The 23,566-nt window shown below is 57.3% G+C and carries 21 protein-coding genes; 8 read left to right on the top strand and 13 right to left on the bottom strand.

All coding sequences use genetic code 11. From position 1 onward, the window contains the following. Positions 1-2 precede the first annotated feature (2 nt). Positions 3-461 carry a DNA polymerase III subunit chi gene (locus PU624_RS20240; protein WP_283546395.1) on the bottom strand — a complete coding sequence of 153 codons (459 nt, stop codon included), beginning with the start codon at positions 459-461 and terminating at the stop codon, positions 3-5. A 65-nt stretch (positions 462-526) separates the two neighbouring features. After that, positions 527-2,038 carry a leucyl aminopeptidase gene (gene pepA / locus PU624_RS20235; protein ID WP_010251654.1) on the bottom strand — a complete coding sequence of 504 codons (1,512 nt, stop codon included), beginning with the start codon at positions 2,036-2,038 and terminating at the stop codon, positions 527-529. Between the two features lie 268 nt (positions 2,039-2,306). Here pepA and lptF point away from each other — a divergent pair, with 268 nt between their 5' ends. Together lptF and lptG are read left to right on the top strand one after the other, a co-directional pair. Then, positions 2,307-3,407, top strand: a complete 1,101-nt coding sequence (gene lptF, locus PU624_RS20230; RefSeq protein WP_283546394.1) for an LPS export ABC transporter permease LptF — start codon at positions 2,307-2,309, stop codon at positions 3,405-3,407. Further along, positions 3,407-4,483: an LPS export ABC transporter permease LptG gene (gene lptG / locus PU624_RS20225; RefSeq protein WP_283546393.1), complete on the top strand. Its 1,077-nt coding sequence runs from the start codon at positions 3,407-3,409 to the stop codon at positions 4,481-4,483. The genes lptF and lptG overlap by 1 nt, the downstream gene beginning before the upstream one ends. Positions 4,484-4,579: 96 nt before the next feature. Here lptG and PU624_RS20220 read toward each other — a convergent pair whose 3' ends face one another. The 6 genes from PU624_RS20220 to PU624_RS20195 all read right to left on the bottom strand — a co-directional run bounded on the left by PU624_RS20220 (position 4,580) and on the right by PU624_RS20195 (position 10,710). Then, positions 4,580-5,689 (bottom strand): M20 family metallopeptidase, encoded by a 1,110-nt coding sequence (locus PU624_RS20220; RefSeq protein WP_283548042.1) that lies wholly within the window; start codon positions 5,687-5,689, stop codon positions 4,580-4,582. Then, a complete protein-coding gene (locus PU624_RS20215) occupies positions 5,689-6,444 on the bottom strand; it encodes a glutamine amidotransferase (RefSeq protein WP_283546392.1) in 756 nt (251 codons plus the stop codon). The genes PU624_RS20220 and PU624_RS20215 overlap by 1 nt, the downstream gene beginning before the upstream one ends. 12 nt (positions 6,445-6,456) lie before the next feature. Next, a complete protein-coding gene (locus tag PU624_RS20210) occupies positions 6,457-7,536 on the bottom strand; it encodes a phosphotriesterase family protein (RefSeq protein WP_283546391.1) in 1,080 nt (359 codons plus the stop codon). A gap of 3 nt (positions 7,537-7,539) precedes the next feature. Beyond that, positions 7,540-8,541, bottom strand: coding sequence for an ABC transporter permease (locus PU624_RS20205; protein WP_283546390.1), 1,002 nt, complete (start codon positions 8,539-8,541; stop codon positions 7,540-7,542). 22 nt (positions 8,542-8,563) lie between these two features. Then, the gene (locus PU624_RS20200; protein ID WP_283548041.1) at positions 8,564-9,310 is read right to left on the bottom strand and encodes an ATP-binding cassette domain-containing protein; all 747 of its coding nucleotides are present in this window, start codon (positions 9,308-9,310) and stop codon (positions 8,564-8,566) included. A gap of 377 nt (positions 9,311-9,687) precedes the next feature. Further along, on the bottom strand, positions 9,688-10,710 hold the full coding sequence (locus tag PU624_RS20195) for a LacI family DNA-binding transcriptional regulator (RefSeq protein WP_283546389.1): 1,023 nt from the start codon (positions 10,708-10,710) through the stop codon (positions 9,688-9,690). A gap of 324 nt (positions 10,711-11,034) precedes the next feature. On the opposite strand from PU624_RS20195, the gene PU624_RS20190 reads away from it, so the two are divergent. Beyond that, complete coding sequence (locus tag PU624_RS20190) at positions 11,035-11,985, top strand: ABC transporter substrate-binding protein (protein ID WP_283546388.1); 951 nt, start codon at positions 11,035-11,037, stop codon at positions 11,983-11,985. Here PU624_RS20190 and PU624_RS20185 read toward each other — a convergent pair. Beyond that, positions 11,978-12,859: a PfkB family carbohydrate kinase gene (locus PU624_RS20185; protein ID WP_283546387.1), complete on the bottom strand. Its 882-nt coding sequence runs from the start codon at positions 12,857-12,859 to the stop codon at positions 11,978-11,980. The genes PU624_RS20190 and PU624_RS20185 overlap by 8 nt on opposite strands. A 29-nt stretch (positions 12,860-12,888) precedes the next feature. Here PU624_RS20185 and PU624_RS20180 point away from each other — a divergent pair, with 29 nt between their 5' ends. Then, complete coding sequence (locus PU624_RS20180; protein ID WP_283546386.1) at positions 12,889-13,734, top strand: BtpA/SgcQ family protein; 846 nt, start codon at positions 12,889-12,891, stop codon at positions 13,732-13,734. A 107-nt stretch (positions 13,735-13,841) separates the two neighbouring features. Here the strand turns inward: PU624_RS20180 and PU624_RS20175 are convergent, their stop codons facing one another. From PU624_RS20175 to PU624_RS20165, 3 genes are all read right to left on the bottom strand, one after another. Continuing rightward, a complete protein-coding gene (locus tag PU624_RS20175; protein WP_283546385.1) occupies positions 13,842-15,131 on the bottom strand; it encodes a DUF445 domain-containing protein in 1,290 nt (429 codons plus the stop codon). A 26-nt stretch (positions 15,132-15,157) separates the two neighbouring features. Continuing rightward, a complete protein-coding gene (locus PU624_RS20170) occupies positions 15,158-16,660 on the bottom strand; it encodes a helicase HerA-like C-terminal domain-containing protein (RefSeq protein ID WP_283546384.1) in 1,503 nt (500 codons plus the stop codon). 120 nt (positions 16,661-16,780) lie between these two features. Beyond that, positions 16,781-18,358 carry an ABC transporter substrate-binding protein gene (locus tag PU624_RS20165; RefSeq protein ID WP_283546383.1) on the bottom strand — a complete coding sequence of 526 codons (1,578 nt, stop codon included), beginning with the start codon at positions 18,356-18,358 and terminating at the stop codon, positions 16,781-16,783. Here PU624_RS20165 and PU624_RS20160 point away from each other — a divergent pair. The 4 genes from PU624_RS20160 (at position 18,351) to PU624_RS20145 (ending at position 22,848) form a co-directional block, all read left to right on the top strand. Beyond that, entirely contained in the window at positions 18,351-18,563 is a 213-nt protein-coding gene (locus tag PU624_RS20160; RefSeq protein ID WP_283546382.1) for a hypothetical protein, read from the top strand. The two genes, PU624_RS20165 and PU624_RS20160, sit on opposite strands and share 8 nt — an antisense overlap. A gap of 483 nt (positions 18,564-19,046) precedes the next feature. Continuing rightward, entirely contained in the window at positions 19,047-19,775 is a 729-nt protein-coding gene (locus tag PU624_RS20155; RefSeq protein WP_283546381.1) for a gluconate 2-dehydrogenase subunit 3 family protein, read from the top strand. 36 nt (positions 19,776-19,811) lie between these two features. Continuing rightward, entirely contained in the window at positions 19,812-21,581 is a 1,770-nt protein-coding gene (locus tag PU624_RS20150) for a GMC family oxidoreductase (protein WP_283546380.1), read from the top strand. 4 nt (positions 21,582-21,585) lie between these two features. Next, positions 21,586-22,848 (top strand): c-type cytochrome, encoded by a 1,263-nt coding sequence (locus PU624_RS20145; RefSeq protein ID WP_283546379.1) that lies wholly within the window; start codon positions 21,586-21,588, stop codon positions 22,846-22,848. A gap of 43 nt (positions 22,849-22,891) precedes the next feature. Here the strand turns inward: PU624_RS20145 and PU624_RS20140 are convergent, their stop codons facing one another. Then, a complete protein-coding gene (locus tag PU624_RS20140; RefSeq protein ID WP_283546378.1) occupies positions 22,892-23,560 on the bottom strand; it encodes a MarC family NAAT transporter in 669 nt (222 codons plus the stop codon). Positions 23,561-23,566: the final 6 nt, after the last annotated feature.

Here is a 23,566-nt window from a genome sequence, read left to right as displayed (position 1 = left end):
TGCTATGTCGTTTCCGGCTGTGGTGGCGCTGCCGTATTCAATTGGAATCCAACGCTGCGATACGCTTTGTAGCGGTCGCGCGCCAGTTGTTTGAGAGCGTCTTCGTAAGGAACGAAGTCTATCACTTCATGGAAAGCAGTAGCAAAATCTGCGAAGTGGGGCAGCAGGCTAATCAGCAGGTCGCGCTGTGAACTGCCGCGACGCTGAGGCCAGGCCAGCTCGACCGGCGCACCGTAGCGCGGGCCTTCGCCCGCCAGGTTGTGCGGCACGAAGGCGTTTGCCGGTCGTTGCCACAGCGCTTCGTCGAGACGAATGGCTTGCTGTTCATCTTCGCAGGCAATCAACACCCGCTTTCCGGCCCGCCAGCGTGTTTCCGCCAGATTGCACACCAGCGCTTCAACGGCGCTAAGGCCATCGCTCGGGGCATCGGTTTCCAGCACGTAGAAGGTTGCGTTTTTCATCGGTTAGCTCATCAGAAGATCAAGGGCGGATTCAGATCCGCCCTTGCTGTCAGAAAAGAGGGCGCTTAGTCGTCGCCGTTCAATCCTGCCCGATTCAACAGAAACTGCGACAGCATCGGCACCGGACGTCCGGTGGCGCCTTTGGCCTTGCCGGAACGCCAGGCGGTACCGGCGATATCCAGGTGTGCCCAGTTATATTTGCGGGCAAAGCGTGCCAGGAAGCAGGCGGCGGTAATCGCGCCGCCAGGACGGCCACCAATGTTCGCCATATCGGCAAAGTTGGACTCCAGCTGCTCCTGGAACTCATCCGCCATCGGCAGACGCCAGGCGCGATCGCCTGACTGCTCCGAGGCGCTGATCAGCTCATGCGCCAGCGGATTGTGGTTCGACAGCAGACCGCTGATGTGATGACCCAGCGCAATCACGCAGGCCCCGGTCAGCGTTGCCACGTCAATCACCACTTCCGGATCAAAACGTTCAACGTAGGTCAGCGCATCGCACAGCACCAGGCGGCCTTCGGCGTCGGTATTCAGGACTTCAACCGTCTGGCCAGACATGGTGGTCAGCACATCGCCCGGACGCATTGAGCGGCCATCCGGCATGTTTTCACAGCCCGCCAGCACGCCCACCACATTCAGCGGCAGATTCAGCTCGGCCACCATGCGCATCACGCCATAGACAGCGGCCGCACCACACATGTCATACTTCATTTCGTCCATGCTGTCGGCAGGCTTGATGGAGATGCCGCCGGAGTCAAAGGTCAGCCCTTTACCCACCAGCACAATCGGCCGCGCTTCAGCGTCCGGATTGCCTTTGTACTCAATGACCGACATCAGCGATTCGTTCTGCGAACCGGCACCGACGGCGAGATAGGCGTTCATGCCCAGCTCTTTCATCTGCTGTTCGCCGATAACGCGGGTGGTCACATTTTTGCTGAAGGCATCGGCCAGCTGGCGCGCCTGTGACGCCAGATAAGCAGCGTTACAGATATTGGGCGGCATGTTGCCGAGATCTTTAGCCGCTTTCATACCGGCAGCGACGGCTAAGCCATGCTGGATCGCCCGTTCACCGCTGGTCAGTTCACGGCGGGTCGGCACGTTAAACACCAGCTTGCGCAGCGGACGACGCGGCTCTGCTTTGTTACTTTTCAGCTGGTCAAAGTTATAGAGTGCCTCTTTTGAAGTCTCCACGGCCTGACGCACTTTCCAGTAGGTATTGCGGCCTTTGACATGCAGCTCGGTCAGGAAGCAGACGGCTTCCATGGAGCCGGTGTCGTTCAGCGTGTTAATGGTTTTCTGAATGACCTGCTTGTACTGGCGTTCATCCAGCTCACGCTCTTTACCGCAGCCAATCAGCAGAATACGCTCAGACAGGATATTTGGCACATGATGCAGCAGCAGTGTCTGGCCCACTTTTCCTTCCAGCTCGCCGCGGCGCAGCAGGGCGCTGATGTAGCCGTCGCTGATTTTATCCAGCTGTTCGGCAATCGGTGACAGACGACGCGGTTCGAAAACGCCAACGACAATGCAGGCACTGCGCTGTTTTTCCGGGCTTCCGCTTTTTACACTGAACTCCATGCACTCTCCTGAATCTTAAAGACAACGGCCGCTGCTGCCGCTAGAATGTAGCGCGCTCATGACCCATTTATTCATCGTCGCAGCATGACATTCTGCCGCTGGAGGTCATAATGAATCAGGGTGACAAGATGTTGTTTTTTCACCACCCGGACGCGTTTTTCATACAAATTTAGCTACGGCGACGGCCATTGATGAAGAAAAATGGCTGATAAGCGTTGAAACTAGCGATTTTCCTGCAAAAAGACAAGTTTTCACAGGCGTACTAAGCGTGATCATCATTAGATATCTGGTTCGGGAAACGCTCAAAAGCCAGCTGGCTATCCTGTTTATCCTGCTACTCATCTTCTTTTGTCAGAAGTTAGTCAGGATCCTGGGTGCCGCGGTGGATGGCGAAGTGCCGACAAACCTCGTTCTGACCTTGTTAGGACTCGGTGTGCCTCAAATGGCACAACTTATACTGCCCTTAAGTCTGTTTCTGGCGATCCTGATGACGCTGGGGCGTCTCTACACGGAAAGTGAAATTACCGTGATGCACGCCTGCGGCCTGAGTAAGGCTGTCCTGGTTAAAGCGGCGATGGTACTGATGCTGTTTACCTCGATAGTGGCGGCGGTGAACGTCATCTGGCTGGGGCCGTGGTCATCCCGTTATCAGGATGAAGTGACGCAGAACGCCAAAGCGAACCCGGGTGCGGCAGCGATGGCCGCCGGACAGTTCCAGACCTCCAGCGACGGCAGCGCCGTGCTGTTTGTCGAGGATGTGAAGGGCAACAACTTTGGTAACGTCTTCCTGGCGCAGTTACGGCCAAAAGGCAATGCGCGTCCTTCGGTGGTGCTGGCTGACAGCGGTCACATGGAGCAGCATAAAGATGGCTCGCAGGTGGTGACGCTGGATAAAGGCACCCGCTTTGAGGGCACGGCGCTGCTGCGTGATTTCCGTATCACCGACTTCACCAACTATCAGGCCATCGTGGGATACAAAGCGGCAACGCTCGATCCGAACGATGCCGAACAGGCGAGCATGAGCGATCTGTTCGCGAATAAGACACCGGATTTCCAGGCCGAGCTGCACTGGCGTCTGACGCTGGTGTTCGCGGTGCTGGTAATGGCGCTGATGGTGGTGCCGCTCAGCGTGGTGAACCCACGTCAGGGTCGCGTGCTGTCGATGCTGCCCGCCATGCTGCTCTATCTGATCTTCTTCCTGTTGCAGAGCTCGCTGAAGTCGAGCGGGGCGAAAGGGCGGCTCGATCCGGCTATCTGGATGTGGGTGGTGAATATCAGTTATCTGGTGCTGGCGGTGCTCCTTAACCTGTGGGATACGGTGCCGATGCGTCGGATTCGCGCCCGCTTTACCCGCGGAGGGTCGGTCTGATGTTTCGCGTACTTGACCGCTATATCGGTAAAACCATCTTCAATACCATCATGCTGACGCTGTTCATGCTGGTGTCGCTTTCCGGCATCATCAAGTTCGTCGATCAGCTGCGTAAAACCGGCCAGGGCAGCTACAGCGCCCTGAGCGCCGGTTATTACACTCTGCTGAGCGTGCCCAAAGATATTGAGATTTTCTTCCCGATGGCGGCCCTGCTGGGTGCGTTGCTGGGACTGGGCGCGCTGGCGCAGCGCAGTGAACTGGTCGTGATGCAGGCGGCGGGCTTCACCCGCATGCAGGTTGCGCTGTCGGTAATGAAAACGGCGATTCCGCTGGTGCTGCTGACCATGGCGATTGGTGAGTTTGTGGCGCCATCGGGCGAGCAGATGGCGCGTAATTACCGGGCGCAGCAGCTTTACGGCGGCGCACTGGTCTCGACGCAGAACGGTCTGTGGGCGAAAGATGGCAACAGCTTTATCTTTATCGAGCGCATTAAAGGCGACAACGAAATTGATGGCGTGAGCATCTACAGCTTCAACGATCAGCGTCGTCTGCAGAGCGTGCGTTACGCGGCGACGGCGACCTGGGATAAGGATAAAAAGCGCTGGATACTGTCACAGGTCGATGAGTCGAACCTCACCGATCCGAAGCAGATTACCGGTTCACAGAGCCTGAGCGGTGAATGGAAAACCAATCTGACGCCAGACAAGCTGGGTGTGGTGGCGCTGGATCCGGATGCGTTATCGATTCGTGGTCTGCATAGCTACAGTAAATATCTGAAGCAGAGTGGTCAGGAAGCGGGACGTTATCAGCTGAATATGTGGAGCAAGATTTTCCAGCCGCTGTCCGTCGCGGTAATGATGCTGATGGCGCTGTCGTTTATCTTCGGTCCGCTGCGTAGCGTGTCGATGGGTGTGCGAGTCGTAACCGGTATCAGCTTTGGCTTCCTGTTCTACGTGCTGGACCAGATTTTCGGTCCACTGAGTCTGGTTTACGGTCTGCCGCCGATTCTGGGGGCGATTCTGCCGAGCTTTGCGTTCTTCGCTATCAGTATGTTTATGCTGATTAAGCGGCGCTGACAGTCACCACAAAAATGGCCGCCTCTCAGGGCGGCCTTTTTCGTGGCGGGCACCCTCCGCCAGTCTATTCGTCCGGCAGTCTGATGCCTCCCTCCTTTACGTCATCCAGTCGTTAATCAACGCGCCATATAACACCTCTGCTTCCGCCAACCGGCTCAGCAGGCAGTATTCATCGGTCTGATGTGCCATTGATGGCTCGCCGGGGCCGAGGATGATGCAGGGCGGCGTACCCAGTGCGGGCAACAACAGTGACGCATCCGTAAAGTAGGGCACAATGCGCGGTGTCAGCGGGGCGACATGTGACGCCTGACAATGCTGATAAACAGAATGAATCCAGGCCTGATTCTCTTCGCTCAGCACGGCTGGCAGATCCACCAGCGTCGTCACCGTTACGCTCTCTCCCAGTAAGGTTGTCAGTTGCTGACGAATGGTGGTGTGCTGCAGATTAGGCGCGCTACGGATATCCACGTCAAACTGCGTGTAATCGGGCACAGAGTTAATGTTCAGGCCGCCGGCAATGCGTCCGACGTTAATGGTCGGCTGCTTCATCAGCGGATGGGGTGCGCCAGGTGAGAAGTGCTGAATCCTGCCCAGCGCCTCCACCGCCAGATAAATGGCATTAATGCCCAGTTCCGGCATTGCGCCATGGGCTGTTTTCCCGCGGGTTTCACAGCGTAGCCATAGCGCGCCTTTGTGGCCGATAACCGGATAGTTGGCGGTGGGCTCGCCGACAATCAATGCGCCAACGCTGGGCAGGTCAGCGGAATCAATCAGCGCCCGCGCGCCGTCACAGCCCGTTTCCTCCCCGCCGGTGATCAACAGCACTACGCCGGAACCCTGCCGAATCGCCTGCTGATTCGTCACGCAGGCAACAGCAAACGCCGCGACAGCGGCCTTCATGTCACTCGACCCGCGCCCGTAAAGTCTGTCACCCACGATTTCACCAAAAGGATCGTACTGCCAGTCAGCATTGCCGAGCGGTACGGTATCCAGATGGCCGGTGAACGCCAGCTGCGGTCCGGGCTGACTGCCAGGCAGACTGGCAATCAGGTTCAGGCGATTTTCACCGAAGGGGGACAGGGTGACGTCAAAGCCCTGCTCCACCAGCCAGTTCGCCAGAAAGTGCATGCAGGCCGCTTCATTGCCTGGTGGGTTAATGGTGTCAAAGCGCAGCAGCTGCTGCGCCAGCGTCTGGCTCTGGCTCATCATCCGCGCACCGTTAACCAGTCCAGACAGTTGATCCACAGTTGGCGGTAACCCTGCCATTGGGAAAATTCCTGCGGCAGCCAGTGCGCAGACATATCGCTGGTCCAGACCAGTGAGCGGCCCTGCTGATATTCTCGCACCGCCAGCAGCGGATGTGACGTACCGGCAATGGTCGCCAGCAGTTTGCCTTCAGGGTGCATTTCAACTTCGTTATAACCCAGTAACCACGGCCATTCGTCTGGCATATCGGTGAACACCGCGTGGGATTCCGTCACGCTGGGATAAGCGCCTTCGGGCGTTTCGATACGGTCATCCCAGGCCAGGCAGCGCACCGGCAGGACTTTCTCAACTGCCGTATTGCGATAGCGCGCGCCGCCATTAATACCCTGAAAACTAAAGTAGCCGCCCACCATCATCAGCGCGCCGCCTGCGGCCACATAGTCGTGAATCAGCGTCAGGCGGTTCGCCGTGCGCTGGCTCTTCAGCCAGGTATCAGGATGCAGCAGCAACGTATTGGCGCCGATGTCGGAGAGAATGATCGCGTCCCACTGCTGAAGCCCGTCCGGTGTTAAAGGAAACTCGGTGGCGGCAGCATGGGCGGGCATGTAGGTGATGGCATAATCACTGTCGGCCAGCGCCGCCATAAAGTCGGTTGCGCCATTATGCCAGGTGGCGGTGGCAAACTGATCGAAGCCTTTGACGTGAACGGACGTGCTGGTCCAGGACTCGCCGACCAGTAAAATTTTCTTCTGCATGAAGGTTCTCCCTTACCCACCAAAAACGCGCTGTGGGTTAGCAATCAGTAAGGTTTCAAGTTGTTCGCCGCTCACGCCGTGGCGTTTCAGACGCGGAACAAAATGTTTAAGGATGTAGCCATAGCCGTGACCGCCGTAGCGGGTCAGCATGGTTTTCAGGAACACGTCCTGGGACAATAGAATCTGTTCAATAAAGCCGTCATCGATCAGCTCGCGAATGGCCCGGGCATTCTCTTCATCGGAGGGTGACTGGGCGGACTCATCGGCGTAGTAATAGCTCATGCCGATCATGTCGTACTCCAGAAAAGCTCCGCGCTGCGCGAGTTCGCGCTGGTAACGTTTGTCGGCAAAGCTGGGGTTCATATGGCACAGCACCACATGGCGCAGGTCAGCCCCTTCATCCTCAAGGATATCCAGCACCTGATGGCCTAGTCGCGCCCAGCCGGGCAGATGCACCTCAATCGGCACGCGTGTCGCGGCACTGGCACGGCCCGCCGCCCGCAGGGATTTCTCCTCGTCGGGCGTAAAGCGGCTGGAGACGCCGATCTCGCCGATCAGGCCCGCCAGCACCTCAGGTTTATCTTCCCTGCCGCCGAGGTCGTAAATCAGCTTGTCAGTCAGGGCTTCGACGCTGATCGTTTTCACCCAATCCGGATGCGAGGGTTCCAGATATAACCCGGTGCTCATAATGATATTCAGCCCGGTCAGGCGCGCGATGCGTTGCAGGGCTTTGGGATCGCGGCCAATGCCAATATTCGTGGGGTCCACCACGGTATCGCCGCCCAGCGCCCGGAACTTCATCAGCTCCTCAATCGCTAAATCCACATCAAACAGCTGACAGTTATCGCGGCTGATGAGCGGATTCAGCGACAGCTCGCCCAGGTTTTCGATGCTTACCGGCATTTCCGCCAGATGACGATCGCTACAGCAGCAGGGCGGCACCCATTTGCCGGACGCATCCAGCAAAATATGTTCGTGCATCAGCGTCACCCCCATCTCACTGACAGGGAGCGGGCCGAGTACGGTCATCACATAGCCGCTGTTGATGCCCAGCGGCAGGGGCTCAGGATGACGAAAAAGGGAATGTTTCATGCGCTATCCTTTCGCCGCCGATCGCGTCGGGTTGAGAATGCGGGTGTTCAGCCAGATCGCCAGCAGAATGATCGTACCGGTGGCGATTTGCGTGTAAAACGGGGAGATATGCGACAAAATCAGGCCGTTCTGGATGATGGCAATCGACAGCGCGCCTAACAGCGTGCCAATAACGGTGCCGAAGCCGCCGAACAGGCTGGTACTGCCCAGCACCACCGCAGCGATCACCTGCAACTCAAAGCCTTCGCCCTGATTAGAGGAGCCACTGCCAAGACGGGCGGTGATGATCATGCCCGCCAGCGCTGCCGCCATGCCGCTGAGGATGTAGACCTTCATGGTCACGGCTTTGGTGTTAATCCCGCTACGGCGTGCGCCTTCCGCATTCGCGCCAATGGCCGTGACATAGCGACCAAAACGCATATGGTTCAGCACCACATGGCCGACTACCAGCACCACGATGCCAATCAGCGCGGGCATCGGCACGCCCAGCACCCAGGCGCGTCCCATCAGGGCGAACAGGCTGTCGGCAGGAATGGGAATGGAGTAACCCTGGGTGATCAGCAGCGCCACGCCGCGTACCACCGCCAGCGTCGCCAGCGTGACGATAAAGGCCGGGATGCCTTCGTAAGCAATAAAGAAGCCATTGATGGCGCCGACCAGCGCGCCCAGCAGCAGGCCGCCCAGCAACACCACCGGCCAGGGCAGGCCCCAGTTATTCAGGGCGATCGCGGACAGGGCGCCGACCAGCGCCAGTGTCGATCCCACGGAAAGATCAATCCCACCGGTGGTGATCACCAGCGTCATCGCCGTGGCGACGATCAGCAGTGGCGCACTCTGGCGAATGATATTCAGCCAGTTCGTGCTGCTGAGAAAGTTGCCGGTGATCAGGGAAAACACCACGCAGCAGAACACGAAAAACAGCGCGATGCTGACGACGCCAGAGTGGTTGTGCAGAAGGCGACGCGGCAGCGAGTGCTGTGCCATACGGGAACTGCTCAGATTCATAATAGTCATCCTGTTACCTCGCTCAGTGCGCTGCGGCCGAGCGGGCGACAAATTTCTCACCCACGATCAAATTGACGATCTCGGTCAGATCCGTTTCAGCCACCCGGCGCTCCGCCACGTTGGTGCCTTCGTACATCACCATGATGCGATCGCAGACCAGGAACAGATCCTGCAGGCGATGCGTGATCAGGATGACACTCACGCCACGCGCCGACACCCGCCGGATCAGCTCCAGCACCGCTTCCACTTCGGCGACGGCCAGCGCGGCGGTGGGTTCATCCATGATCAGCACTTTGGGATCGAAGGCGGCGGCGCGCGCAATGGCAATCGCCTGGCGCTGCCCGCCGGATAAATTGCGCACCAGCAGCCGGGTATCCGGAATAGAAATCCCCAGGCCCTTTAGCATCTCCCGTGCATCAGCGTGCATTTTCTCTTCATCCAGAAACGGAATGCCGAGAATGGATTTCATCGGCTCACGTCCCATAAACAGATTGCCTGCCACATCGACGGTGTCGCACAGCGACAGGTCCTGATAAACCATCTCGATATGGCAGCGGCGTGAATCCGCCGGGTTAGTGAAATGCTGCTCTTCCCCATCAATACGAATCGTGCCGCTGGTCGGTACCACCGCGCCTGACAGCACCTTGGTCAGCGTAGATTTTCCCGCGCCGTTGTCGCCCACCAGGCCCAGCACTTCCCCCGGAGCCAGTTGCAGATTAACCCCCTGAAGAGACCGTATCGCGCCATAGGTCTTGGTAATATTCACCATCTCTACCCGGGTCCGGGCAGTTTGTACTTGCTGCATGTGATTACTCCCATCACCATTAACGGGACCGTTACTCTGCATGTAAAAAAAGGGTTATCCGGCACGGTTTACGCCCTTGTAAACCGGTTTACCTGCAGGATAAAACCTTTGTTACCACACACAGAACAACACGCTACAACGATATTTGTTTGCCGGGTAAGACATTGCAGCTTCCGTGCCAGCCTGTCATCAGGCGCTGCACTCGCGGTCTAACTGACTGTAATAAAAAGTATTTCACGTTTTACTTCAGGTAAACCGGTTTACTTACTATAAACCTGCAAAATCAAAAAGCTCATTTTTTGCGCCAAAGCTGTGCGCTTTTGCGCCATTCTGGGACGTTGTTAACAAATCCGTATCGAATCGCGCGCCACCCATTCTACCGGCAGGCGGGTTTCGGCGGGGACGGGGAGGTCATCATTCAGAATACGCAACATGATCTCCACCGCCGTGCGGCCCAGTTCACGTGCGGGCTGGCGGATGGTTGAAATACGGGGTTGGGTAAAGTCAGCATAGGTCGCGTCATCAAAGCCCACCAGCGATAGCGCCTCGGGCGCTTTAAGTCCGCGCGCGCGCAGGCCATCCATCAATCCCAGCACCAGAAAATCACTGGCGGCAAAGACGGCGGTAGGGCGTTCCGCGCGGCTGAACAGCCGTTCCAGCGCCTGTTTACCGAACTCACGCTGGTATTCGCCGTACATCACCCATTCGGGCGGGACATGCAGGCCAGCCTGCTCCATTGCGGTGCAAAACCCCTGGTAGCGTTCGCGCACGCTCATCAGTTCATCCGGGCCGCCGACAAAGGCGATATGCCGGTGACCCGCAGCGATCAGGTTCTCGGTAGCAATCCGGCCACCCTGAACGTTGTCAGCAAACACCTTGGGCACTTCGCTGCCAGGAATGTCCTCATCCAGCAGCACGATGCGCTGGTGGCGGTTAATTTCTTTGCGCAGCAGACCGTTATCAGGATGGTTGGTGGTAAACAGCAGGCCGTCCACCTGGCAGGTATCCAGCCAGCGGATAAACTGACTCTCTTTGTCGGGATGGTTGCGGGTAATACACAGCACCAGGCTGTAGCCATGGGCAGAGGCGGCTTCTTCGGCGGCATCTGCCAGTTCGGCAAAGAAGGGATTGGTAATATCGGGCAGCACCAGCCCCAGGGTTTCGCTACCGCCCTTGCTCAGGCGACGTGCCAGGCTATTACCGCGATAATCCAGCTGACGAATCGCCGCTTCGATACGGTCAATCGTCTCCTGCGGCAGCATAATGCTTTGATTCATATAGCGGGATACGGTCGCTTTTGACAGTCCGGCCAGCGCTGCGACATCGGATAACAGCACCCGTTTTTTACTCATATCACCAGCCACCTTGCCCGGAATCGGCTATCAGTTACACAGTTGCGCGCAGCGAATCCAGTTTTTTCCCTGACCGCTGACGATAAAATAATCGCTTGACAAAATTTAGCCAGAAGCGAATGTTAATGGCAGTTTACCGCATTACCCGGGAGTCACTCCCAAACCCGATTAATTCCTTTCACACGTGCACCATAATGGACGGTGTGCAGAAAGTCGATTATTCAGGTCCTGGCTGAAGCAGCCATTCAGACGATATTTGCCCGCCAACACAATTCCCTCTGCATTTCGATGTGGAGATCAACTGGTTATCGCTCATTCCCGACGAGGAATTTTAAGATGATGGCATTTAACACCAGAAAACTGCGTGCTGTTGCGCTGGCAACCGGCTTACTGTCTGCAGGTTCTTTATTTTCACTGGCGCAGGCGGCCCCCACTTATGCGCTGGTTCAGATTAATCAGCAGGCCCTGTTTTTTAATCAGATGAACAAGGGCGCGCAGGACGCAGCGAACGCCAGCGGTAAAAAATTAGTGATCTTTAACGCCAACGATAATCCTGTGTCGCAAAACGATGCGATCGAAAATTATATTCAACAGGGCGTGAAGGGCATTATGGTGGATGCGATTGACGTTAACGGCATTATGCCAGCCATAAAAGAAGCGGCCGCCGCTAAAATACCGGTGATTGCGATTGATGCGGTATTACCGGCGGGCCCTCAGGCGGCGCAGGTGGGCGTGGATAATCTCGAAGGCGGCAAAATTATCGGTAAATATTTTGTCGACTACGTGGCGAAAAGTATGGGCGGCAAAGCGCGACTGGGCATTGTGGGCGCGCTGAACTCGGCCGTGCAGAACCAGCGTCAGAAAGGATTTGAAGAAACCATTAAGAGCAATCCGGGCATCACCGTAGCGGACGTGGTCGATGGCCAGAACGTGCAGGACACGGCGATGACGGCAGCAGAAAACCTGATTACCGGTAACCCGGATTTAACGGCTATCTATGCGACCGGTGAACCGGCACTGCTGGGGGCGATTGCTGCCGTTGAAAACCAGGGGCGTCAGAAGGACATCAAAGTCTTTGGCTGGGATTTGACGTCAAAAGCCATTAGCGGCATTGATGGCGGTTATGTCACGGCCGTGCTGCAGCAGGATCCGAAAAAGATGGGTGAAGAGGCGGTAAAAGCCCTGAACGCGCTGGCATCGGGCAAAACCGTGTCAAAAACCATTCTGGTGCCGGCCACGGTGGTCACCAAAGCCAACGTGGACAGCTACCGGGCGATGTTTAAGTAATCGCTGACTCGCCGCCTGTCTGGAGCAGCGCGGCGAGTTCTTCTGTAGTGGGGAAGGCCTGAAGTGTCCCATGACGGCTGACGGTCAGCGCAGCCGCCTGACTGGCATGAGTCAGTGCTAATATGTCGATTTCACCCCCACGCAGGATCGCGGACGCCAGCATCACGGCAAGAAAGGTATCGCCTGCGCCGGTGGTATCTGTGGCATTGGCGGGTTGCGCCGGGTGAAACGTTCGCTGCTCGCCCTGAGTCAGCCAGGCACCCGCGCTGCCGAGTGTGGTCACTAACGTTTTCACTGCGCGGGGCTGCAGCTGTTGCGCTTCGTGCTGATTGACCACGGCGATATCCACCAGCGGCCAGCAGGAAGCAAAACCGGCGTGCACGGGCGAGGGGTTAAAGACGTTTATCAGGCCGTGGGATTTGGCCAGGCTAAACAGCGCATGGGTTTTATCGGGCGAGAAATTGCCCTGCTGCACCAGCAGATCGCCCGGACGCGCGCGGGCAAGATGGTGCTTAAGCGTATTGATATCCAGCGCATCTGCCGCCGCTGTACTGGTAATAATGGCGTTATCGCCATCGGCACTGTGCAGAATAAGCGAGGTATCGCTCAACGCAGTCATAGGCTGCGTGGGCAATAACGTCACGGGCTCGTTCATGAGCTGCTGACGGATCCATTTTCCATTGCTGTCATTACCGGTCGCGGCAATTAAATACGTTTCAATGCCGCAACGGGATAAAAGTATCGCCTGATTCGCGCCTTTACCGCCGATATCCCGCGAGCGTTGATAACCGTGAACAGAGGCGCCCTTAGCCGGAATATCTGTAACAGACCAGGTTTCATCGACAGTAATATTACCAGCCACATAAACACGCATAGTGTTTTCCTGAACAGGATAAAGAAGCGATGGTTGCTATATCAGCAGAAAAAATTGATGCAATACAAGCGATATTTTCACGCCCTAAAGCGGTTATTGGCGTTATTCACTGTGACCCTTTTCCGGGTTCGCCAAAATATCGCGGCAAACCCGTCAGTGCGATAATTGATCGTGCATTACGTGATGCGGAAAACTATATTCTTGGCGGCGTTCACGGACTGATTATAGAAAACCATGGCGATATTCCTTTTTCAAAACCCGAGGATATTGGCCCTGAAACACCGGCGCTGATGGCCGTCATTACGGAAAAAGTGCGGGAACGTTTCGGCGTGCCGCTGGGCATTAACGTGCTGGCAAATGCAGCCTTACCTGCTTTTGCCACCGCGCTGGCGGGCGGGGCGGATTTTATCCGCGTCAATCAGTGGGCCAATGCGTATATCGCCAACGAAGGCTTTATTGAAGGAGCTGCCGCGAAAGCGCTGCGCTACCGTAGCCAGCTGCGCGCCGAACATATCCGGGTGTTCGCCGACAGCCACGTTAAGCACGGCAGCCATGCGATAGTGGCCGATCGCTCAATTCAGGAACTGACCCGCGATGTCGATTTCTTCGAAGCGGATGCGGTCATCGCCACCGGACAACGTACCGGTGACAGCGCCACGCTGGAGGAAATCGACGAGATCCGCGCCGCCACCACCCTGCCGCTGCTGGTGGGCTCGGGCGTGACGCCCGCCAACGTCTGCCAGATTCTGGCGCGCACCCAGGCCGTCATTGTGGCCAGCGCGCTCAAAGTCGATGGCGTCTGGTGGAACGATGTGGATCGGGACAGGGTAAAACATTTTATGGCGGTGGCGCAGGCTGCGCTGGATCAGGCGTAGCCGCCGTTTAACGCCTGACGCAGGCAATAGAAAATCCTGCAGGTGAAGCGACGTTTTTTGTTCAGGTCAGCACGGTGGAATACGGCGGCCACCGTGCCGGACCAGGTTCAGAACAGCCAGCCTTTCATCACCGGCAGCACGGCGGGCAGCTGCGACAGCAGATAGAGGATCAACCCGATGGTGCCGCCCACCAGCGTACCGTTGATGCGGATAAACTGCAGATCCTTGCCGATATTGAGTTCGATCTGCTGCGACATGTCGCGCGCATCCCAGCTTTTCACGGTGTCGCTGATGTGACGCGTCAGGAAGCTGGCAAACTCCGGCGCCACGCTGCTCGCTGCCTGTTCCAGATGCTGGTTCATGGAGTCACGCAGCGCCGGGTCGGCCGCCAGAGTTTCGCCCAGCCACAACGCCGCGCCGCGCACTTTCTCCTGCACCCGTGAATCATCACTGCTCAGATCCGCCTTGAGCCAGTTGCGCATATCGTTCCACAGCTCGCCGATGTAGCGGTTAAACGAGGCATCCTCTTTCAGCCAGCCTTTGATCTCCTCGGCGCGCTCGGCCATTTCCGGGTCGTTCTGCAACTTAACGATCAATTTGTCTACCGCCCGGTTGAAGCCGAGGCGCAGCTCATGGCCCTGATCCAGCGCCACATCATCCAGCAGGGAATCGACCGCGTTCGATACCAGCTCTGCACTGTGTTCGCCCAGCCATTCGGTCGGCAACATTTTGGCTTTGATTGGATGCTCGCGTTTCAGCCAGCGCACCAGCTGCATGGCAATAAACTCGCGGGTCGCGGGCTTATGCAGTAGTTTCAGCAGCTGTTCGATTGCTGCATCCAGCAACGCCTGATGACGGTTGTTTTTGGTCAGGCTCTCCAGCAGCAGGGCGCTGGTCTGACTGAGATCGACCTTATCGATGGCGCGATGCACGGCGCGGCGCATAAAGGTCTGGATCCGGGCGTCATCGGTCAGATCCAGGAAGCCGCGCATCACCTGTAGCAGATGGCGGCCGATGCGGTCCGCGTTACCCGGCGCATTCAGCCATTGCGCCAGCAGGTTCGAGGGATCGTGACGGCGAATCAGATTCAGCAGGGAGTCGGTATCAAGAAACTTCTCCTGCACAAAGCGACCGAGGTTTTCACCGATGCGATCTTTATTGCGCGGAATGATGGCGGTATGGCGCGAGATAAAGGGCACCGGCACGCGCCGGAACAGTGCCACCACCGCGAACCAGTCCGCCAGCGCGCCGACCATCGCGGCCTCCGCAATGGCTTTTATGCCGCTGACCCAGAAGCCGGGCGGCAGGAAAAGGGTGACGATGAAAGTCACGGCGGCGAGCAGAAGCAACAGCAGCGCCAGACGTTTTGTCCGTTTGAGTTCGTATTGTTTATCCATAACCTGATCTTAGCAGAGAGCCGGGCTTATCGGCGACGGCCACCCAGCAGGCTGCCGAGGACCCCACGAATAATCTGACTGGTAATCTGACGGGTGGCGCTTTTCGCCATGGTCTGCACCACGCCGTCGTGCTTACCGCCGCGCGGGCCGGTACGGCCAAACAAAATCTCTTTCAGACCGCCGAGAATGCCATTATCGACTGCAACGTCGTTGCCTTTCGCCGGTGGCGCGCTGGCCTCATCGCTGGCGGCCTGGAAGCCTTTTTGCAGCTTCTCAAACGCTGATTCGCGATCGACTTCGGTGTCATATTTGCCATACAGCGGCGAATGGTTGATCAGGCCGTTGCGTTCATCGCCGGTGACCGGACCCATGCGCGATCCGGGCGCAATCACCATGGCGCGTTCCACCACCGACGGGCTGCCTTTGGCATCCAGGAAAGAGATCAGCGCTTCGCCGGTGCCCAGCGCCTGAATCGCCTCGACGCTGTCAAACGCCGGGTTGGCGCGCAGGGTATCGGCAGCAGTTTTTACCGCTTTCTGATCTTTAGGCGTGAAGGCACGCAGGGCGTGCTGGACGCGGTTGCCGAGCTGGCCCAGCACCCGATCCGGAATATCCGCCGGGTTCTGGGTGACGAACCAGACGCCGACGCCTTTGGAGCGGATCAGCCGCATCACCTGTTCGATTTTCTCCAGCAGCACCGCTGGCGCGTCGGTAAACAGCAGGTGCGCCTCATCAAAGAAGAACACCAGCTTTGGCTGATCGAGATCGCCCGCTTCCGGCAGATGCTCGTAAAGCTCCGACAGCAGCCACAGCAGGCTGGTGGCGTAGAGTTTCGGCATCTGGTAGAGCTTTTCGGCGGAGAGGATGTTGATGACGCCTTTGCCGTTGCTGTCGACGCGCATCCAGTCGGCGATATCCAGCATCGGTTCGCCAAAGAAGTGTTCCGCACCCTGTTGCTCCAGCGTCAGTAATCCGCGCTGGATCGCACCGACCGAGGCGCTGTTGATGTTGCCGTAATGGGTCTGGAAGCTTTTGGCGTTGTCACCGATGTACTGGGTCATGGCGCGCAGGTCTTTGAAGTCCAGCAGCAGCAAACCCTGGTCATCGGCGATGCGGAAGATAATCTGCAGGACGCCGCTCTGCACCTCATTCAGGTTCAGCAGACGCGCCAGCAGCAGGGGACCGAGATCGGAGACGGTGGCACGCACCGGATGGCCTTTCTCGCCGAAGATATCCCACAGCACCACCGGATTGCTCTGCGGCTGCCAGTCGGTGACGCCGATTTTCGCCAGCCTCTCCTGCAGCTTTTCGCTGGACTGGCCCGCCATTGCCACACCGGTCAGGTCGCCTTTGACGTCAGCCATAAAGACCGGCACGCCACTTGCAGAGAACGATTCTGCCAGCTTCTGCAGCGTGACGGTTTTACCGGTGCCGGTCGCACCCGTGATGAGGCCGTGGCGGTTGGCCATTTGCGGCAGCAGATGAAGTTCGACGTCTGGCGTCCGGGCAATCAGTAGCGGGGAAGTCATGATTTTCCACTCTCAGGCTGAAGGTTATGCCTGAAGGATAGCAAGCCGGAGCGGCACAGGAGGAAAACTATTCACCAAAAAAGGCCGTTGCTGCGTGAAGCAACGGCCTGAAACCAGGACTTACTTCTGCACCTCTTCAAAATTGAGCAGGGTGACACCGATGCCCTGCTGCAGGTGACTGAGGTTGCTGCGCACCGCTACCTGAACCGCGCCCTGTAACAGCACAACAAACGGCGAATCCTGCTGGACGCGGGTCTGCAGCCCGGTGTAGAGGTTGCGGCGTTTCACCGCATCGCTCTCTCCGGCGGCAGCACGGGTTTGCGCACTCAGCTCCGGAATGGTCCAGCCGACGCGCCACGCCAGGGTTTTGCCGCCACCCGGCACGTTAGAGGCAAAGGTACTGGCGTTGGTGTTAGGGTCGATGTAATCCGCGCCCCAGTAAGTGAAGATGGCCTGGAAGTCACGGCTGCGCATTTTGCTCCACAACTCCGATTCCGCGACCGGCTGGATATCGAGCTGCACGTCCGCTTTGGCAAAACTCGCCTGCAGCGCCTGCGCCACGTCGATATACGGCGGCTGATTCACCACGGTCAGCGCGATATGGGTGCCTGGCTTGATGCCGCCTTTTTGCAGGATTTCCTGTGCCTTTTTCAGATCGTAATGGAACGGCGTGGTGTTCAGCGCGCCATCGAAGCCGTCCGGCAGGAAGCTCTGGTGAATACGGTACTGACCTTTCAGCAGCTGGTTGGCCAGGCTGTCATAGTCGACCAGCCAGCGAGCCGCCTGCCACAACGCCGGATTGCCCAGCGCCGGTTGCTGCGGGCTTTGGGTGTTAAAACCGATGTAATAAATCAGGCTGGACGGGAAGGCATCGACACGCACATTCGCCACATTTTTCAGTGCGGCAATCTGGTCCGGGCCGAGCTGATAAGCGACATCCACATCCCCCTGCTGGATCAGCAGACGGCGGCTGCCGGGATCGGCCACACCTTTCAGTAATACGCGCTTCAGATGCGGCTTCTGGCTGCTGTGGGGATTCGCTTCCAGCACCAGCGCCTGCAGCGGCACAAACTGTTTGATGGCATAGGCGGCACTGCCGGCGGAGTGGTTCTTCAGCCAGGCATTGCCGTAATCGTTGTTGCTGGCGTGTTCCTGCGCCAGTTTGCTGTCGACGATGGAGGCGACCGGCGCGGTCAGCAGCCGCAGCGCCAGATCGCTGCCGATTTCAGCGGGCCAGCGCAGCTCAAGCTGGTGGTCGTTGATCACCGTGAACTGCTGATCGATATTTTCCGGCTTCCAGCCAAACTCGCCCAGGATAAAAGAGGGCGCTTTGTTGAGTTTTACCGCGCGGGTTAATGAGAAGACCACATCCTGCGCGGTCAGCGGATGACCGCTGGCGAAACGGGCCTGCGGGTTGAGGTCAAACACCAGGCTGTGGGGCGTTTTCCCGGCCTGCCAGTCTGTGGCGGCCAGTGGCGAGAGCTTCTGCGGGTTCTGATGATCCGGCTCCAGCAGCGTCTGGTAGATATTGCGCAGGCTGCTGTTGCTGACCGTTTCAAAACTTTCCGCCGGATCGAAACTGATGATGCCATCGAGTGGCACGGCGACCACCAGGGTGTCGGCTGGTGTCGCAGCGTGTACCGGATGAACCAGTGCCAGAGCAGTGAATAAAGAGAGTGACAGCAGCGTTTTGCACATTGAACGTTATCCTGAAAGGTTGATTCCACTACTCTATCTGCTGGGGGATAAACGCCAAATGCGGCTTTGTTCTGAGCTTTGCACAATTATTCGCGTTGTTCTTCAGGCAAAAGAACAAAATAAGATAGTGACGGAAAGTAATTATTCTGATGATATTCCGGGCGCTGCGGAAATAAGGTCACTGGCCGCGGGGATCACAGATTAAGCACTCTCTTATTGTTCGCCGTATAAACTCACGATAGTGTGAGCGATGAGAAGGATTCTCTGGTATGGAAGTATGATATTTTTTTATCGGTTATTCAGCGTGATGATACCAGAGCGAAAATAATTACCCCCAATCCTGCGCCAGAATGGCTAAATACCCGATGTTTATGCGGTTTTAGTCCCGATAATTGCGCTGTAACTCTTTTACCTCTCTGCAACGCCTCCGCAACACCATGATAAACTTTCACCACGACACATTTTAAATTCAATTTTTACATCCTGACATAGTTATATCCCTAAGATTGCCAGGTTATTAACCGATAAGTTCCGTTAGTCACCGAACCATAATTCTACCCGCCCTTGTCTGTTCTGCTGTCGTCTGTGCTGTGTGCCTTTATCTCTGCGGGGAGTTTTCTGCCTGTACTCAGCCTTTCAGCGTCATAACACATAAAACGGGTATTTAGCAGATGAGAGTCGTGCGGATATGATTTTAGAAAAACCCACCACCAGGCGTAAATTTTTGCTCGGTTCACTGCTGGCGTTGCCATTAAGTGAGCTGGTCTTCAAAGGCATGACGGCGGCACAGGCTGCAGAAATGGCCGCCCCCGAGTTAGCTGATTACAAACCGATCTTTTTTAGTGCCGATGAGTGGCAGTTTATTCTGGCCGCCACCGACCGTTTAATTCCGGCGGGCGGCAAAGGTAAGGCGCCGGGCGCGCTGGAAACCAACGTGCCGATCTTTATCGATCAGCAGCTGCACAGCGAAGCGTTTGGCAGTGAAATCTACATGCAGGGACCTTTCAACACTCAGGCGCCCGCAACCCTGGGGTATCAGATCCCGTTCCGCCCACAGCAGATCTATAAGAGCGGCATCCGCCTGGTCAATGAGTGGTCGCAGAACCAGCATCAGAAAGCGTTTCATGCGCTGACGCTGGAAGAGAAAGATGCGGTGCTGACCCAGGTGAACAAAAACGAGATCGACTTTGCCGCACTGGGCGAAGCCGATCTTAAACCGTCTCATTTCTTCAGCCAGCTGCTTTCAGATACCAAGCATGGCTACCTGGCCGACCCGATGTACGGCGGTAATAAAGGCATGAAAGCCTGGATCGCCATCGGCTTCCCGGGCGCGCGTGCCAGCTTCACCGAATGGGTGAAACAGCACAACGTGCCTTATCCGCTCGGCCCGGTCAGCATCAAAGGTGAACGCGCATAAAGCGCTTCCACATCAGGTTTTTGAAACAGGATTATCATGGCACAGGTTACTAAAAAAGAAGTCGACGTCGTGGTCTGCGGCCTCGGCTGGGCAGGCTCGCTGATGAGCATCGAGCTGGCACTGGCCGGTCTGGACGTGCGCGCCCTGGAGCGCGGCGGCGATCGTGATTACGACGAGTTCGCCTATCCAAAACCGGCAGATGAATACGCCTATGCGGTGCGCAACAAAGTGTTTGCGACACCGGCCGAAGTGGCGGTCACCGTGCGCTACAACAGCAGCCAGACGGCATTACCCACCCGTAAATGGGGTGCGTTTGCACCGGGTACTGGCGTGGGCGGCGCGGGCATGCACTGGACGGCGGTACTGATCCGTCCGACCCCGACCGATATCAAACTCAAGACCTACGCTGACGAAGCTTACAAGCCCGGCATTCTGCAGGAAGATATGCGGGTGATGGACTTCCCGTTCAGCTGGGAAGAGATCGAACCCTATTACTACAAATTCGAACTGATCTGCGGCCAGTCGGGCAACACCGGCAACCTGCGCGGCAAAATTCTGGAAGGCGGCGATCCGTTTGAAGGTCCGCGCTCTGAGCCTTATCCGCTGCCCGCGCTGGATGACACGCTGAACAACGTGATGTTCAAAGAGGCGGCCACGAAACTGGGGTACCACCCGTTCCCGAACCCGTCAGCCTGTGTGTCACGCGCGTGGAAAAACCCGTACGGCAACCAGATCGCCCCGTGCAACTACTGCGGTTACTGCAGCAAATATCCCTGCCTGAACTACTCCAAAGCGTCGCCGCAGACCGCGGTGATGGATTCGCTGAAGCGCATGCCGAACTTCTCTTATGAAGTGCACGCAGAAGTGATCAAAGTGGTGCTGAACGACGATAAGAAAACCGCCAAAGGCGTGATCTATATCGATGCGCAGGGCAATGAGTGCTTCCAGCCAGCCAAAATCGTGGTGCTGAGCAGCTTCCAGCTCTACAACGTGCGTCTGATGCTGCTCTCCGGCATCGGTAAGCCTTACAACCCGATTACCGAAGAGGGTGTGGTAGGCCGTAATTACGCGTTCCTGTCGAACGGCGGCGCGACCCTGTTCTTCAAAGATAAAAACTTCAATCCGTATGCCACCGCAGGCGCGACCGGCCAGATGTTTAACGATATCTCGCCAGGCAACTTCGACGGTCCTGCGCTCGGCTTCCTGGGCGGCGCGAAGATCCACAGCTCGCAGGCGACCGGTACGCCAATCAGTACCTCGCTGCCCAAGGGCACGCCATCGTGGGGCATGGGCTACAAGGAAGGCCTGGAGGAGTGGTACGGTCATTCGATGAAGATCAGCATCACCACCACCTGCCAGTCTTACCGCGATATCTATCTGGATCTCGATCCAAACTACAACGATCACCGTGGCCTGCCTTTGCTGCGCATGACGTTTAACTGGAAAGAGAACGAACTGAAGCTGCAGCAGCATCTGAAAGGCATCGTCGGCAACATCGCTAAAGAGCTGAACCCGGACAGCATGAGCATGAGCTTCCTGCCGATGGGCGCGGACTTCGATATCACCAAATATGTCTCTACCCACAACGTGGGCGGTGCCGTGATGGGCGATAACCCGAAAACCTCGGCGCTGAACAAGTATCTGCAGAGCTGGGATGTGCATAACGTCTTTGTGCCGGGCGGCAACGCCTTCCCGCAGAACTTCCAGGCGAACCCGACCGATACCATCGGTGCGATTACCCTGATGGCGGCTCAGGCGATCAAAGATCACTACCTGAAAAATCCCGGTCCACTGGTACAGGCATAAGCGCATGAATAAGCTGAAACTGAAGTCTTTTATTTTTGCCAACGCGGTGCTGCTGGCCAGCGGATTTGCGCTGCCGGTTCACGCCGAAGATGAAGCGCAACTGATTAAGCAGGGTGAATATCTCTCCCGGCTGGGCGACTGTATGGCGTGCCACTCGCTGCCCGGCAAACCGGCTTATTCAGGTGGACTGGCGATTGAGTCGAACCTCGGCACCATTTTCTCCACCAACATTACGCCGGATAAGCAGCACGGCATCGGCAACTACAGCGAGCAGCAGTTCTCTGACGCCGTGCGCAAAGGGGTATTACCGGACGGATCGCACCTCTATCCGGCCATGCCTTATCCTGACTATGCAAAAATCAGCGATGCCGATATCCACGCGCTCTACGTCTACTTTATGAAAGGCGTGCAGCCGAGCGCAGAACAGCCGCCGGAGACCGATCTGAGCTTCCCGTTCAGCCAGCGCTGGGGCATGCGGTTCTGGAACTGGGCGTTCACTTCGGATAAGCCTTTCCAGCCGATTGGTGGCGCGTCAGCCGAGGTTAACCGTGGTGCCTATATCGTGGAGAGTCTGGGCCACTGCGGCAGCTGTCATACGCCGCGCGGTCTGGGCATGAACGAGAAAGCGCTGGATAGCAGCGACGATAAATTCCTGGCGGGCGGCAGCCTGAACAACTGGGATGTGCCGTCTCTGCGCGGTGTGCCGCACTGGAGCGAGCAGGAAGTGGTGGATTACCTGCAGACCGGCCGAAACGATAAGGCGGCAGTCGGTGGTGAGATGACTTCGGTGGTGGAGCACAGCACCTCATACATGACCGATGCAGATCTGAAAGCCATCGCGGCCTACCTGAAGTTCCTCGGCGGCAATCCGCCATTGCAGGCGTTCAGCGTGCAGGCGCAGCAGGCAACGGAAGCGAAACTCACCGCCGCGAAGAACCTCAGCGAAGGCGAGCGTCTTTATCTGGATAACTGCGGTGCCTGTCACTTCGTAACCGGCAAAGGCGCACCGGGGGTCTTCCCGGAGCTGGATGGGGCAACCATCGTCAATGCTAACGATCCCACCGGCTTGATCCACACCATCCTGGCAGGCGCACAGCAGCCTTCGACTGCGAAAGCGCCATCTAAACTGGCGATGCCGGGCTTTGCCCAGCGGCTGAATGATGATGAAGTCGCGCAGCTGGCGACCTTTATTCGCCAGGGCTGGAGTAACACCGCGCCAGCGGTGAGCAAAGATCAGGTTGCTGAGGTGCGTAAAACGCTGAAGTAATCGAGGCTTCCCCTCTGCCTGTCAGGAGAGGGGAAATCCCGGATTAGTGAAAGGTGCGCACCACTTCCAGCACACCGTTAATGATGAACTGCACGCCCATACAGACCAGTAAAAATCCCATCAGGCGTGATATCGCCTCAATACCGCTTTTCCCCACCAGCTTCATGATGGCACCCGAACTGCGCAGCGAGACCCACAGAATCAGGCTCACCAGCAGGAAGGTCAGCACCGGCGCGACACTGATGACCCAGGCAGGAAAATCGACGCCACTTCTTACCGTCGAGGCGGAAGAGATGATCATCGCAATGGTTCCCGGCCCCGCCGTACTCGGCATCGCCAGCGGCACAAAGGCGATGTTCACCGGCTCTTTCGTGGCCTCCTGCTCATCCAGTTTGTGCTTCGCTTCGACCGAATGACCCGCCGGCTTCGCCGGAAACAGCATCCGGAAGCCTATAAAGGCGACGATCAGGCCGCCCGCCATACGCAGACCCGGTATGGAGATACCGAAGGTGTTCAGCACCGCGCTGCCCGCGTACCACGCCACCACCATGATGGCGAAAACGTAGATGGAAGCCTGGCGCGCCTGACGGTTGCGCTCCTGGAAATTCATGTCACCCGCCAGCCCTAAAAACAGCGCCACGGTGGTGAGCGGATTGGCGAGCGGCAGGATGACGACCAGCCCCAGGCTGACCGCTTTAATCAGCTCCAGCATGTCCCA

It is taken from the genome of Pantoea sp. Lij88 (genome assembly GCF_030062155.1).
Lineage (GTDB): Bacteria > Pseudomonadota > Gammaproteobacteria > Enterobacterales > Enterobacteriaceae > Pantoea.
This window is presented reverse-complemented; position numbering and strand designations above follow the sequence as displayed.

Coding starts and splice junctions, on each gene's coding strand:
- PU624_RS20155 (WP_283546381.1), top strand. CDS start 19,047: ATGATTTTAGAAAAACCCACCACCAGGCGTAAATTTTTGCTCGGTTCA.
- PU624_RS20170 (WP_283546384.1), bottom strand. CDS start 16,660: ATGACTTCCCCGCTACTGATTGCCCGGACGCCAGACGTCGAACTTCAT.
- PU624_RS20185 (WP_283546387.1), bottom strand. CDS start 12,859: ATGCGTGTTTATGTGGCTGGTAATATTACTGTCGATGAAACCTGGTCT.
- PU624_RS20210 (WP_283546391.1), bottom strand. CDS start 7,536: ATGAAACATTCCCTTTTTCGTCATCCTGAGCCCCTGCCGCTGGGCATC.
- PU624_RS20240 (WP_283546395.1), bottom strand. CDS start 461: ATGAAAAACGCAACCTTCTACGTGCTGGAAACCGATGCCCCGAGCGAT.
- lptG (WP_283546393.1), top strand. CDS start 3,407: ATGTTTCGCGTACTTGACCGCTATATCGGTAAAACCATCTTCAATACC.
- PU624_RS20190 (WP_283546388.1), top strand. CDS start 11,035: ATGATGGCATTTAACACCAGAAAACTGCGTGCTGTTGCGCTGGCAACC.
- PU624_RS20205 (WP_283546390.1), bottom strand. CDS start 8,541: ATGAATCTGAGCAGTTCCCGTATGGCACAGCACTCGCTGCCGCGTCGC.
- PU624_RS20150 (WP_283546380.1), top strand. CDS start 19,812: ATGGCACAGGTTACTAAAAAAGAAGTCGACGTCGTGGTCTGCGGCCTC.
- PU624_RS20180 (WP_283546386.1), top strand. CDS start 12,889: ATGGTTGCTATATCAGCAGAAAAAATTGATGCAATACAAGCGATATTT.
- PU624_RS20200 (WP_283548041.1), bottom strand. CDS start 9,310: ATGGTGAATATTACCAAGACCTATGGCGCGATACGGTCTCTTCAGGGG.
- PU624_RS20175 (WP_283546385.1), bottom strand. CDS start 15,131: ATGGATAAACAATACGAACTCAAACGGACAAAACGTCTGGCGCTGCTG.
- PU624_RS20140 (WP_283546378.1), bottom strand. CDS start 23,560: ATGCTGGAGCTGATTAAAGCGGTCAGCCTGGGGCTGGTCGTCATCCTG.
- pepA (WP_010251654.1), bottom strand. CDS start 2,038: ATGGAGTTCAGTGTAAAAAGCGGAAGCCCGGAAAAACAGCGCAGTGCC.
- PU624_RS20215 (WP_283546392.1), bottom strand. CDS start 6,444: ATGCAGAAGAAAATTTTACTGGTCGGCGAGTCCTGGACCAGCACGTCC.
- PU624_RS20145 (WP_283546379.1), top strand. CDS start 21,586: ATGAATAAGCTGAAACTGAAGTCTTTTATTTTTGCCAACGCGGTGCTG.
- PU624_RS20165 (WP_283546383.1), bottom strand. CDS start 18,358: ATGTGCAAAACGCTGCTGTCACTCTCTTTATTCACTGCTCTGGCACTG.
- PU624_RS20220 (WP_283548042.1), bottom strand. CDS start 5,689: ATGAGCCAGAGCCAGACGCTGGCGCAGCAGCTGCTGCGCTTTGACACC.